13 protein-coding genes are annotated in these 11,546 nt (G+C 61.8%); 1 reads left to right on the top strand and 12 read right to left on the bottom strand.

The features are described from left to right. Positions 1–14: 14 nt before the first annotated feature. The 8 genes from lafS to lafA (AB5Y80_RS02765) all read right to left on the bottom strand — a co-directional run bounded on the left by lafS (position 15) and on the right by lafA (AB5Y80_RS02765) (position 6,463). Positions 15–725, bottom strand: a complete 711-nt coding sequence (gene lafS / locus AB5Y80_RS02800) for a lateral flagellar system RNA polymerase sigma factor LafS (RefSeq protein ID WP_042015085.1) — start codon at positions 723–725, stop codon at positions 15–17. Between the two features lie 5 nt (positions 726–730). Further along, the gene (lafF, locus tag AB5Y80_RS02795; protein WP_041211801.1) at positions 731–1,189 is read right to left on the bottom strand and encodes a lateral flagellar basal body-associated protein LafF; all 459 of its coding nucleotides are present in this window, start codon (positions 1,187–1,189) and stop codon (positions 731–733) included. 39 nt (positions 1,190–1,228) lie between these two features. Next, a complete protein-coding gene (locus tag AB5Y80_RS02790; RefSeq protein ID WP_368172498.1) occupies positions 1,229–2,278 on the bottom strand; it encodes a flagellar hook-length control protein FliK in 1,050 nt (349 codons plus the stop codon). After that, complete coding sequence (locus AB5Y80_RS02785) at positions 2,269–2,607, bottom strand: hypothetical protein (RefSeq protein WP_041214009.1); 339 nt, start codon at positions 2,605–2,607, stop codon at positions 2,269–2,271. Before AB5Y80_RS02785 ends, AB5Y80_RS02790 begins: the two co-directional genes overlap by 10 nt. Before the next feature lie 120 nt (positions 2,608–2,727). Next, complete coding sequence (lafC, locus tag AB5Y80_RS02780) at positions 2,728–3,120, bottom strand: lateral flagellar export chaperone LafC (protein WP_104454855.1); 393 nt, start codon at positions 3,118–3,120, stop codon at positions 2,728–2,730. Positions 3,121–3,159: 39 nt separating this feature from the next. After that, positions 3,160–4,443, bottom strand: a complete 1,284-nt coding sequence (gene lafB / locus AB5Y80_RS02775; RefSeq protein WP_368172497.1) for a lateral flagellar capping protein LafB — start codon at positions 4,441–4,443, stop codon at positions 3,160–3,162. Between the two features lie 113 nt (positions 4,444–4,556). Further along, a complete protein-coding gene (gene lafA, locus AB5Y80_RS02770; protein ID WP_045522176.1) occupies positions 4,557–5,417 on the bottom strand; it encodes a lateral flagellin LafA in 861 nt (286 codons plus the stop codon). A gap of 179 nt (positions 5,418–5,596) precedes the next feature. After that, positions 5,597–6,463 (bottom strand): lateral flagellin LafA, encoded by an 867-nt coding sequence (gene lafA / locus AB5Y80_RS02765; protein WP_045522180.1) that lies wholly within the window; start codon positions 6,461–6,463, stop codon positions 5,597–5,599. A 210-nt stretch (positions 6,464–6,673) separates the two neighbouring features. Between lafA (AB5Y80_RS02765) and fliB the strand changes: the two genes are divergently transcribed. After that, a complete protein-coding gene (gene fliB / locus AB5Y80_RS02760) occupies positions 6,674–7,837 on the top strand; it encodes a flagellin lysine-N-methylase (RefSeq protein ID WP_368172496.1) in 1,164 nt (387 codons plus the stop codon). 60 nt (positions 7,838–7,897) lie between these two features. Here fliB and AB5Y80_RS02755 read toward each other — a convergent pair whose 3' ends face one another. The 4 genes from AB5Y80_RS02755 to AB5Y80_RS02740 are packed head-to-tail and all read right to left on the bottom strand — an operon-like array spanning position 7,898 to position 11,546. After that, the gene (locus AB5Y80_RS02755) at positions 7,898–8,899 is read right to left on the bottom strand and encodes a hypothetical protein (RefSeq protein WP_042015081.1); all 1,002 of its coding nucleotides are present in this window, start codon (positions 8,897–8,899) and stop codon (positions 7,898–7,900) included. A 19-nt stretch (positions 8,900–8,918) separates the two neighbouring features. Then, on the bottom strand, positions 8,919–9,818 hold the full coding sequence (gene lfgL / locus AB5Y80_RS02750) for a lateral flagellar hook-associated protein LfgL (RefSeq protein WP_041214013.1): 900 nt from the start codon (positions 9,816–9,818) through the stop codon (positions 8,919–8,921). Between the two features lie 10 nt (positions 9,819–9,828). Further along, entirely contained in the window at positions 9,829–11,148 is a 1,320-nt protein-coding gene (lfgK, locus tag AB5Y80_RS02745) for a lateral flagellar hook-associated protein LfgK (protein WP_041211811.1), read from the bottom strand. Next, a complete protein-coding gene (locus AB5Y80_RS02740; protein ID WP_041211812.1) occupies positions 11,148–11,546 on the bottom strand; it encodes a rod-binding protein in 399 nt (132 codons plus the stop codon). Before AB5Y80_RS02740 ends, lfgK begins: the two co-directional genes overlap by 1 nt.

Here is an 11,546-nt window from a genome sequence, read left to right as displayed (position 1 = left end):
GGGGAGAGGCATAACTATATGGAGTCGACCAATCGCTGCTTGAGCTGAAGGACGCACTGCTTGTGGAGCTGGCACACCCGCGACTCGGTCAGCCCGAGCACCAGTGCAATCTCCTTCATGTTCAATTCCTGCTGGTAATAGAGGGAAAGCAGCAGCTGTTCACGCTTGTCCAGGGTGCCGAGCACCTTGGCAAGGGTCATGGCCAGATCCTGATCGTCAGACTCGGATGCGGGCGCCCTGCCCCCGTTCTCCAGCCACTCCTCCAGACTCTGCAACGCCTCGGCCTGGCTCGCATAGGCGAGCTGGCGCACCTCTTCGACGGTGCAGGAAAGCGCCTGTGCCAGCTCCTGCTCGGTCGGGTTGCGCCCCAGACGGTTGAACAGCTCCCGCTGTACCTGGTTGTGACCGTGCACCTGCTGGCGCAGCTGACGGGGTCGCCAGTCGAGGCGCCGCAGCTCGTCCAGCATGGCTCCCCGCACCCGCTTGAAGGCATAGCTCTCGAACTGGGCATCCGGTTCACCCCCATAGCGGCGCCAGGCTTCCAGCAGCCCCATCATGCCGACCTGCTCCATGTCCTCCTGATCGAAGCTGGCGCTCACCTGACTGCGCAGGTGAGTGGCTGCCCGCTTCACCAGAGGCAGATAACGGCTCAGGATCGCCTGCTCACCGGTGCGGGGAGCGGAGGCGGTCAGTTCGCAGGGAGTATCCCAACCAGCGTCCATCATGTTCGCTACTGCACCAGGACCTTGGTGACCAGCACTTCATCCAGATAGGGCTTGTAGCCATACCCCTCCAGGGTTCCCACCAGTTTGCCGAGCAGAGAGGTCTGAAGGGCCGAGATGTTCTGCAGTTCCTGCTTCACCGCCTCATGGGAGCGATGGCTGAAATATTGCACCATGGCATTGCGGATCAGGGGGGTCAGCTCGTTGAGCGTCTCCAGTTGCTGGGGATTGTGGGTGACCAGCGCCAGCTCCAGCACCAGATAGTGGGGCTCTCTGTCTCCCTCCAGGCTGATGACGAAACGCTCCATCGGTTTGAACAGCGGCGTCTTGCTCAGCTCGGGCTTGGCCTCTGCCAGGCCCAGCCAGACGGCAACCGTATCCCGCTTGAGATAAGCGCCATAGGCCAGCGCCGCCAGCAGGCACAGCGCCATCATTATCACCATCAACCACTTCATGACACGCCGCATAATTTGAAATCACTCTCGCTATTGCCAGATCTTGAAATGTCACACCAGGGTGTTGAGCCAATCCTGGCCAGCACTGCCCGATGCGTCCTGTTCTTCCTGCCACTGTCGTCGACCTGCCAGGATCTTCTCCTGCTGCCAGCGATCCCCCCGCTCCTGCTCTCCCCCCTGGCCCACGTTCACCTCGACACCACCAGCATGATGGGGAGCCAAACTCATGCGAAGCCGCTCCATCGACTGGATCAGGGCTTCACGCACCGCCGGGTTGGTCACGTTGAGCTGCACGTTGAGCCGATCCCCTTCCATCCTCACGGTCAGTTCGAGGCGACCCAGCTCGGGGGGATCGAGGCGGATATGGGCCTGCTTGATGCTATGGTTCACCTGCAGCTCGACCCTGTCTTTGAGCACATCGACCAGTTGCTGGCCCCACTGGGCCTCGCTTGCGGCAAGACGCGCCGGCGCCCACTGGTATTCCGCAGGCCTGGCGGCAGAGAGCGCGGGCGACAACCCCGCCATTGCCTTGAATTCGGTGACGCTGGCCTCCCGCTCCGGGGCGGGCTCCCCGGGAAGAGGCACCACCACTGCCGCACTCCGGGTCGTCGGCCGCTCGCCCTGGGCAGTGGGCTGGAGCATTCGCATGGCCAGCTCTCCGGCGGGTTGAGGGAGGCTCTCTTTGCCAACGGAAACCGGCGGCACCGGCATCCGCTCCCCTTCCATTCGCTCGAACCCGCTGAGGGCGCGCAGCACAGGCGAGGAGGCGGGTTGCACCTCCCCGACGGGGGCAAGGCTGCCATTCGATGACAAACGGGCAGGAGGAAGGCGTCCCTCCTCCTGTCGGACAAAAGGTGGTGGCATCTGGTTGAAGGCGGCGAGTTGCTCGGCAACATCCGCAGCCACTTCGACGCTCTCCTCCTGCTCCGTCTCGTCGACGGGGGCGGAAGGGGCGGTGGACGGAGGAAGCATCGCCTCCTGCGGAAGATCCAGAGGCTGGTACTCTTCCCCCTGCCCGTCAGGCTGGCGGGAGAGGCGGGTAAAACCACCGGATGGGGAAGCGGGCAGTGTCTCTGCCACGGGGAGAGGGATCATGCCCATGTCTGCGCCTCGTCGTAGGCCTGCAATCCTTCCCGCTTGCGGGAGAGGCTGTCCCACTCCTGCTTGCGCAGCGCCGTTTCCTGCTCACAGAGCGCGAAGGCTTCCCGATGCCAGTGACGCACCTGATCCCGGGCCGGCATCAGGGATTGCCACAATGCAGGCTGGCTGTTCAGATGCGCCACCAGCTGGGCCAGACGCTGATCCGCCAGCCGCACCGCATCCCACTGTCCGGCGCGGGCCTGCTGCAAGATAAGACGCCCGAGCCCCAGAAGCTGGCGCTGACGTGTCTCGCGTTCCGCACCGGGGGGCACGGCTCCTGTCATGGACATGATGATGGCCTCAAAATAGGACGACCTTGCGGGCAAGCAAGGAGCAGGCCAAATATATAAACATTATATTTCAATACGTTATTTCCAACCTTTGCCCCATGAGGAAGGTGGATTTCCGCATCAACGGGGATGGCGGGCCATCGCTTCCCAACCCTCTTTCAGCTCCAGCAGGATGCGACGCACCTCTGCAAAGCCCGCGACATCGTTGGCCACGCTGATCTCGAACAGCCGCTGGCCGCAGTAGTCGTACAGACGGTGCAGGTTGCTGGCCAGCTCCCCGCCCTTGTCCATGTCGAGGGCACTGTCGAGCCCCCCCAGGATCTGCAGGCACTTGTTGATAGACTGCCCCTTGCGCTCGAACTGCCTGGCCAGAATGTGGCCCTCGGCCCTGGCAATTTCGTCGAGCAGGCCATCCATCAACATCAGCACCAGCTGGTGCGGATCGGCGCTCGCTGCCTTGGCCTGGGTGGCGGCGAACTGGTAGGCGTCATAGCCTTCTTGGGGTTCAAACATGAAAAACTCGCTTATTCAAAGTGTTACGGGCTAGCCGTCTCACAGGGCGCCCATGGTCTGCAACATCTGGTTCATGGTGGTGAACTGATTGAGGTAGCGCTTATACGCGGAATCCATGCGCCGATCCAGCGCCTCCATCCGCTCGTTCACCCGCTTCTCGTTCGCTTCAAGACCTGTCTTGCGCCCCTTGAGTGCACCGTCCCGCTTGGTATAGGGGTCCAGGGCATTACTCATCCGCTTGAGCAGACCGTCGTCGCCCATGAGTGCCTTGCCGAGCAGCTCGGGATCCTTCTCCAGCGCCTTGTTGAAGTCGGTCTCGTTGAAGGAGAGCTTGCCCGCCTTGTCGGTCTTGATCCCCAGGCTCCCCAGGGTCAGATCATCGGGCAGCTCCCGCACGCTGCGGGCAATCACGCTCTTGAGGCTGCGAACACCACTGTCGGAGGAGAGGGCTCCCGGTGCCTTGGGATCGCTGGAGGTCATCTTGGCCAGCTCGTCCACCAGCTCGTTGTAACTGTCGACAAACTTCTTGAGGGAGCCGGTAACCGCCTCCTTGTCCTGATCCACCGTGACCAGCAGCGGAGCGTCATCCGCCTTTTGCGCCTTGGTCAGCTGGAACGTCAGGCCATCCACCACGTTCTCTATCTTGTTGCTGGCAGAGGTGATGGTGAGAGGGTTGTCCCCCCCTATGCGCAGCTTGGCGTCCTGCGCCTGGGTGATGTCCGTCTTGCCGGCCATCGCCACCCCGATGGCATTGGCGCCATCCCCGCTGTACCCCAGGGTGATGGCGTTCTCCACGCCGCTCTCCTTGCTGGTCAGTACCATGCTGACCTTGCCGTCGGTACGTACCAGGGTCGCCTTCACCCCCGGGTTGTCCTTGGCATTGTTGATCTGGGAGACCAGATCCTTGACGGTGGCGCCAGCCGGGAGAGAGGTCAGGTCGATGTCCAGGGTCTTGCCCTTGACGGTCAGGGAGAAGACGCCGTCTGCCGGCAGCGGTGCCGTGTCACTGTCAAGCTGCAAGCCGACCTGATGGGACTGGGCAAGCTGCTCCACGAAGAAGCTGTACTGACCCGAGCTGGCCTTGCCATTGCTCGTCACCGTCATGAGCCCTTCCTGGGACAGGGTGGCCTTCTGAGCCTGCAGGCTGCTCGCCTTGTTCAGATCCTTGAGCAGGGTCTGGAAACTCGACAGCTTGGTGGTGAGGCTGCTGATGGCGCTCTGCTGCGCCTTGACGCTGTCCAGCTGCTTCTTCAGCAGCTTGTCCATGTTCTGGCGCTCGACGGCCACCAGTTGCATCGCCGTGCTAGCCGGATCTATTTGCATCTTTATCCCCTTATTCGGTGGCATGCCTGTTGGAAAAGACCGGCTCGGCCCTTTCCAACCGGCAAGCGGTTGTCAAACAAGAGCCGCCCCTCTCGGGGCGGCCCGGCAAACCATCAACGCAGCAGGGAAGTCACCATGCCGGTCATCTGGTTGGAGTTGGACAGCACGGACATGCCAGCCTGCATCAGCATCTGGTTCTTGGTCATGTTGGTGCTCTCCTGGGCGAAGTCGGCATCCATGATGCGGCCGTTCGCCATGTCGGTGTTCTCTTTCATGTTGGAGAGGTTGTTGACGGTGTGCTCCAGACGGTTGATGTTGGCACCGAACTGGGAACGGGCGGTACCGATGGCATCCAGGGCATCTTCCATCTTGGTGATCTGCGCATTGAAGGCAGTGGAGGCCAGAGCGGTGGCATCGGCGGTGGCAAAATCGGTTTCCGCGGCATCAATGGCTGCGTTGACGGCCTGAACATTGCCGCTGGCATCCACATCCAGCTTCTCGGCGGCGGAACCACCGATCTGGAAGGTCACTGCTGCGGCGCCGAACTTGCCCGCATCGCTGATCAGAGCCTGACCACCAAACTTGGTGTTGTCGCTGATGTTCTTCAGCTCGGCAGACAGCTCCTTCATTTCGGTGCCCATGGCCAGACGGTCTTCCGCGCTCGCGGTGCCGTTGGCGCCCTGGGTGGCCAGGTCTTTCATGCGCTGAACGATGTTGGTCATCTCGTCCATGGCACCTTCGGCGGTCTGCATCATGGAGACGGCGTCCTGGGCGTTGCGCATGCCGACCTTCTGGCCGTTGGACTGGGCTTGCAGACGGGTGGCCATCTGCAGACCGGCGGCGTCATCGGCGGCGGAGTTGATGCGAAGACCGGTACCCAGGCGCTGCATGGCGGTGCCCAGCATCTTGTTGGTGTTGTTCAGCTGGTTCTGAGTGGTCAGAGAAGCGAAGTTGGTATGAATGGACAAACCCATGATCTATTCCTCGAAGAAGGCTGCTACCGCAGCGGATAACCGTACGAAGGAGAGAAGCGACAGGTGCGAGGCAAGACTTGAGCTGCGGGTGAAAAATATGATGAAAAAAGAGGGCGCGGGAGGAGCTGGGAGGGGAAACGGGAAAAAGGCACCCACCAGGGGGATGGGTGCCACCAGCATCAACGCAGCAGGGAAGTCACCATGCCGGTCATCTGGTTGGAGTTGGACAGCACGGACATGCCAGCCTGCATCAGCATCTGGTTCTTGGTCATGTTGGTGCTCTCCTGAGCGAAGTCGGCATCCATGATGCGACCGTTCGCCATGTCGGTGTTCTCTTTCATGTTGGAGAGGTTGTTGACGGTGTGCTCCAGACGGTTGATGTTGGCACCGAAGGAGGAACGGGCGCTGCCGATGTCTTTCAGGAAGGTTTCCATCTCGGTGATAGCGGCATTGGCTTTGGTCTGATCACCGATACCGCCACCTTTGACTGCGGTACCATCCAGGCCGGAGCCAGCGGTGGAACCGGTCACTTTCTTCAGGTCGGTGGAGATGTCCACGCTCAGGGTCTCGGCGGCGGAGCCACCGATCTGGAACTTGACCGCACCCTTCTCGAAGTTGCCAGCGGCTTTCTTCAGCAGGGACTGGCCACCGAAGGTGGTGTTGTCGGTGATGTTGGCCAGCTCTTTCGACAGCTCGCCGAACTCGGCGTTCAGGGCGGTGTAGTCTTCGGTGCTGGTAGTGCCGTTGGCACCCTGGGTAGCCAGATCCTTCATGCGCTGAACGATGTTGGTCATCTCGTCCAGGGCGCCTTCAGCGGTCTGCATCATGGAGATGGCATCCTGGGCGTTGCGCATGCCGACCTTCTGGCCGTTGGACTGGGCTTGCAGGCGGGTAGCCATCTGCAGACCGGCCGCGTCGTCGGCGGCGGAGTTGATGCGAAGACCGGTACCCAGGCGCTGCATGGCGGTGCCCAGCATCTTGTTGGTGTTGTTCAGCTGGTTCTGGGTGGTCAGGGAGGCGAAGTTGGTATGGATGGACAAGCCCATGATGTATTCCTCGAGTTAAACGCTGCACAGCAGCCCGTTAGGTTGACATCAGATAGAGACGACCCCTTTCGCGCAGAAATGTAATCTTCCCTCCGCATATTTTTCCTCTGGCCCCCTCCCGGGCATTCCGGTATCCCGGGTGCTCGCCGCCTCCCCCATCCGGCATGCTTATTGCTTTTAAAACGTCCTCTCTCACTACCGGATGGCGACATGGCTGCTTCGCTCTACACACCGCATTTCGTTCAACATTTCCAGTGCATCGGCGATCGCTGCGAGGACAACTGCTGCCACAGCTGGACCATCAGCATCGACAAGCAGACCTTCCGCAGCTATGAACGCCACCCCGACCCCACGGTCAAGTCCCTGAGCAAGCTGCACATCATCAAGGTGAAGCAGAGCAACGAGCGCTGGGGGGAGATAAAGCTCGACGAACAGGGCGCCTGCCCCTTCCTCGATGAAAACCGCCTGTGCCAGATCCACAGCAAGGCGGGTCCGGATGCCCTGAGTCACACCTGCAAGACCTACCCCAGAGCCCAGACCCGCATCGGCAACCAGCTCAAGAGGTCCCTGATGCTCTCCTGCCCCCAGGTGTGCCGCCAGTTGTTGCTTGACCCCCTGGCGATGCAGACCGAGGTCACCGAGCTCACCCAGCCCCTGCCCTTCGCTCCGCCCCCCTCCAACGCCATGGCGACTTTGCACAGCCTGAGCATTCACGTGCTGGCCGCCACGGATATCCCCGTGGCGATTCGGCTATGGCTGGTCGGCATGCTGATCCACCGGGATCCTGTGCAACTCTCCCACGAGGCCTTCCTCGATCAGGTGGCGGTACTGGCCGAACGCGGGGAGCTCAACACCATGTTCGAGCAGTTGCCCGCCCTGCCCAGACTGCAGTGGTGGGGCCTCAGAACCATGACCCACCAGTTGCTGGCCTACTCCCAGGGGAGACGGGGGCGGCAGACCATGCAGGTCTGCCTCGACAAGATCAACGAGGTACTGGAGGGAACCTACGACGAGGACAAGCTTGCACGCCTGCAGCAGGTCTGGCACGACAGGGTCGCCCCCTTCCTGGCCAGCCATCCCCAGATCCTGGACAACTACCTGCTCTACTACGTCTATCACCACAACTTCCCGCTGCAGCAGGGCGACAAGTGCCAGGCCTATCAGCTGCTGGTGGTCGACTACTTCCTGCTGCGCAACTACCTCTGCCTGCTGGCCATGGACAAGGAGCTGGACGAGCAGGACGTGGTCAACCTCTTCTACAGCTACCACACCATACGCCAGCACAATGCGAGTTTTATCAAGACCATAGAACAGGGGCTCAACGACTCCGGCTTCGCGTCGGACATCTCCCTGTACGCCCTGCTCAAGCCCTGAAAACAGAAAACCGCCAGCGAGCTGCATGGCGGTTTTCTGTCGTGAACGGGACCTGGCACCCTAGGTGAGCAGCGCCACCACGTTCTGGCGCGAGACGTTGGCCTGGGCAAGCAGGCCGGACATGGTCCCCATGAAGCCCCCTTCCTTGAGCTGGAGGCTGAGCTTGCCCTGCAACTGGACCAGCTCCTCCTGCTGCAGGTTCTGGCTGCGTGACTTCACCCGATCGAGCTGCTTCACCATCCGCTGGCGAAACTGCTTGAGCTCGCGCACCGACTGCTCTATCTCCCCGAGCAGTCGCTTCAGCCGTTGCTGTTCCTGTTTGATCTCCCCTTTGTCGAGCCCCTCGCCGAGCTGGGTCAACTGCCCCGCCTTTGGCTTGAACTGCACGGGTACCGGGTTCCCGGCGGGAATGCGGATGCCCTCACCGCTCAGCAGCACGGGTTCATCCAGCTTGCGCCTGTGCTGATCCGGCACGCTCAGCTCCAGCTTGCCCAGCTCGTTCAGGCGCGCCTGGATATGCTCCTTGCGCAGTGCGCGATCCAGGCGGGCGGCCGCCTCCGCTTCACTGGCATCGGCGGGCAGCAGCACCTCGACGGCGCTGCTGGTCTGAGGGAAGGAGAAGACGAGACGCTCGGCACTCGCCCTTGGGCTCAACAGATCGAGCCGCTCCGCGCTGTAGTGCACCCTGCTGTCCGTGGCCGAGGCCAGCAGACGTGGCCTGAGCTCGCTCGTCAGTGGCGCCTGCGGCTGGGTCAGCTTCTCTTCCAGCACCTTGAGACGGGAGACCAGATCCCCGCTCGCCGCCTTCTGCTGGCCGAGCTGCTGCTCCAGGCGCTTCAGCTCGCCCCATACCTGGCTCAGGGCCTGTTCGCCCCCCTGGGCATGGGCGATGCGCTGCTGCGCCGTGCCGATCAGGGCCCAGCGATCCAGCCGGATGACATTGGGCTGGCGTTCATTGCGAGGAGTCTGGGGAGAAGTAGCCTGGGCAGTCGAACGACCTTGCAACCTGGGTTGGGCCGGCGTCTCGGCCACGCTCCCCGGACGGGTTTGTTGAATCTGCATCCTGGCTCCTTAGACAGATTTAGGGCATGTAGTTGAACAGGCTCAGGCCATTCACCTTGGCAAAGGCCTGCTGTTGCACCTGCAGAGCCATCAGCACATGCGCCTGCTGGGTCACGGCCCCCGCGTAGTCGAGGGACTCTATCTGATTGCTCACTTCCTTGCTATAGGTGCTCTTCTCGGCATGACCCTCGTCCACCTGATCCAGCAGGTTGATGCGCGCCCCTATGGTGCTCACCATCTGGCTGATGTCATCCTGCAGGGTCTTGCTGCGATCCAGCATGGCTCTGGCCTGATCCGCCGCATCCGGTGCGCCGGCATCGAAGGCCGCTACCATGTCGTCCAGCTGCTTGAAGAAATCCCCGTTCTGGATGAACAGGCTGTCTGCGGTCTGGTTGAGAGACACCGTCACCCCCCGGGCAATCTCCACCTCCCGCACCAGGGCATCCCCCTGATAGAGATAGCCGCCACCCGGCCCCTGGACGATGGGGGTCTTGTCCACCTGGCTGCCGCTGAACAGGCTTGAACCGTTCTCGTTGCGGGCATTGGCGAGATCCAGCAGTCCCTCCTTGATGATGGCCGCCTCGCTGGACACCGCCCGGCGATCGTCCTCGGAGAGGGAACCGTTGGCCGCCGTCTGGGTCAGCTCCCGCAACCGGCTCAGCATGTTGGTCATGGTCTCGAACTGCAGCTCCCCCTGGGATAGCTGGCTCTTGGCATTGGCGATGTTCTTCTGGTACTGGGCCATAGCCACCTGCTCTTTCTTCAGACCGAGCAGTTGCACGCTGCCCACGGGATCGTCCGAAGGCTGCAGGATCCGCTTGTTGGAGGAGATCTGGCGATCCAGCCGGGCGTAGTCGCCAAAGCCCCGCTGCAGGTTGTCGAGCATGCTGAGCTGGATCTGGTTGGTGCTGATGCGCATGCGGACTCCGTCAGAACATGTTGAGAATGGAATTGAAGAGTTGATCCGAGGTGCTGATCACCTTGGCATTGGCCTGATACGCCTTGGTGTAGGCCATCACCTTGACCCCTTCCTCATCGAGGTTGACGCCGCTCACGCTGCTGAGCTTGGTGGCGAGCTGTTTCTCCATGTTGGCATCGGCCTCCATGGTCGCCTTGGCCTGACCGCTCTGCACCGCCATCTTGCCAAGCAGGGCACTGTAGGCATCGTACTGATCATCCTTGATGGTCAGCAGCTCCTGCAGGTTGCGGTTGTCGCCGTTGCCGCCCCCCGCCTTGGCGAAGGCGAGGTGATCCCCGGTAAAGCCGTCGGCCACCTTGAGGGTGCCGGAGGGATTGAGGGGGTCGTAGCTGAACAGGGGTTTGCCGGGATCGCCGTTCAGATCGACGCCACCCGCCTGCTTGGCGTTGAAGTCATCCGCCAGCTTCTTCGCGATCTGGTTCAGCTCGTCGCGCAGGGGGCGCAGCACTGTGGTGCGATATTCCAGCACGCCCGCCAGGGTGCCGCCCTGAAGTCTGGGGACCTCGAAGGATTGCGGCCCGAAGCTCAGGCTCAGGGTGTCGCCGGCCAGAGAGAGGGTGCTGCTGCTGCCGGCCAGCACCAGGGGCTGGCCCTGGGGCAGGCTCAGGGAGAAGGAGCCGTCGCTCTGACGGTTGACCCGCACCTCCATGAAGGTCGACAGCTCACGCACTATCTGCTCGCGGCTGTCTTCCAGCGCCGAGGTGTTGACCCCTTTGGAAGCCTGCTCGCCGATCTGGGTGTTGAGCTCCGCCACCTGTTTGAGATAGCTGTTCACCTGGGTGATGGTGCTGCCCAGCTGATCGTCGATCTGCTTCTCCTGGGTCAGCAGGCTCTCGTTCAACTGGCCGAAGCGGTTGGCCAGGGCACCGGCCGAGCTGACGATCTGGCTGCGCTGCGCCGGTGTTTCCGGGCTGTCGAGGGCGGCGCTCAGGGACGCGAAGAAACTGTCCAGCCCCTTGGTGATGTTCATCGACTCGCTGCCGAGCAACTGCTCCGTCGTATTGATGTACTGGTGAAACGCATAGGAGGAGCCGGTCGCGGAGCGGCTGCGCCAGTGCTGGGAGACCAGATAGTCATCGGTGATCCTGCGAACCCCGGTCACCTCGACCCCCATGCCGTTGTCCATCCGGCCAAAGCCCGACAGGCTGCCCATCATGGCCTCCTGGCGGCTGTACCCGATGGTATTGACGTTGGCGATATTCTGGGCAGAGATATTCAATGCGATCTGCGATGCATTGAGTCCGCTAAAACCGATACTGAGCAGCGACATCAGTCAACTTTCCTCATTTTTGCCGAATTCAGAGGCTGACTGAAGGCAGCCAGGGTCTGGGAGTCTGAAGCGACCACCGGCTCGGCATTCTTTAATGTGGGGGCCAGTTGATTGACCATCTGCTCCTTGAGCCCCATGCCGCCGCGCTTGACCAGGCTCATCGCGAGCTGGCTGTCGTACATGTCGCGGTAGAGGGACTCCCCCTTGATAAGCCTGTCCTCTTCATCCTGCATGGCGTCGGACGCCGAACGCATGTGCTTGAGCACCGTCTGCAGGAAGCTCACTTCGAACTGGCCGGCCGCCGCCTCCAGGGCCGCGCGCTGATCCGGGTTGCTCTTTATCTGCTGCAGTTCATTGAGATCCTGATAGAAACCAGGCTCCGAGGTAATTCTGGTCAT

Origin of the sequence: Aeromonas sp. R2-1, assembly GCF_040908425.1 — a bacterium.
In the GTDB taxonomy this organism is placed as follows: Bacteria; Pseudomonadota; Gammaproteobacteria; order Enterobacterales; family Aeromonadaceae; genus Aeromonas; species Aeromonas caviae.
The sequence above is the reverse complement of the archived record's forward strand: the minus strand, read 5'-3'. Positions and strand labels throughout refer to the sequence as shown.

Bases quoted from the DNA above. Each gene is read 5' to 3' on its own strand.
- fliB (WP_368172496.1), top strand. From the start codon at position 6,674: ATGGCTGCTTCGCTCTACACACCGCATTTCGTTCAACATTTCCAGTGC.
- AB5Y80_RS02785 (WP_041214009.1), bottom strand. From the start codon at position 2,607: ATGTCCATGACAGGAGCCGTGCCCCCCGGTGCGGAACGCGAGACACGT.
- lafA (WP_045522176.1), bottom strand. From the start codon at position 5,417: ATGGGTTTGTCCATTCATACCAACTTCGCTTCTCTGACCACTCAGAAC.
- lfgL (WP_041214013.1), bottom strand. From the start codon at position 9,818: ATGCGCATCAGCACCAACCAGATCCAGCTCAGCATGCTCGACAACCTG.
- AB5Y80_RS02740 (WP_041211812.1), bottom strand. From the start codon at position 11,546: ATGACCAGAATTACCTCGGAGCCTGGTTTCTATCAGGATCTCAATGAA.
- lafF (WP_041211801.1), bottom strand. From the start codon at position 1,189: ATGCGGCGTGTCATGAAGTGGTTGATGGTGATAATGATGGCGCTGTGC.
- lafC (WP_104454855.1), bottom strand. From the start codon at position 3,120: ATGTTTGAACCCCAAGAAGGCTATGACGCCTACCAGTTCGCCGCCACC.
- lafA (WP_045522180.1), bottom strand. From the start codon at position 6,463: ATGGGCTTGTCCATCCATACCAACTTCGCCTCCCTGACCACCCAGAAC.
- AB5Y80_RS02790 (WP_368172498.1), bottom strand. From the start codon at position 2,278: ATGGGCATGATCCCTCTCCCCGTGGCAGAGACACTGCCCGCTTCCCCA.
- AB5Y80_RS02755 (WP_042015081.1), bottom strand. From the start codon at position 8,899: ATGCAGATTCAACAAACCCGTCCGGGGAGCGTGGCCGAGACGCCGGCC.
- lafS (WP_042015085.1), bottom strand. From the start codon at position 725: ATGATGGACGCTGGTTGGGATACTCCCTGCGAACTGACCGCCTCCGCT.
- lfgK (WP_041211811.1), bottom strand. From the start codon at position 11,148: ATGTCGCTGCTCAGTATCGGTTTTAGCGGACTCAATGCATCGCAGATC.
- lafB (WP_368172497.1), bottom strand. From the start codon at position 4,443: ATGCAAATAGATCCGGCTAGCACGGCGATGCAACTGGTGGCCGTCGAG.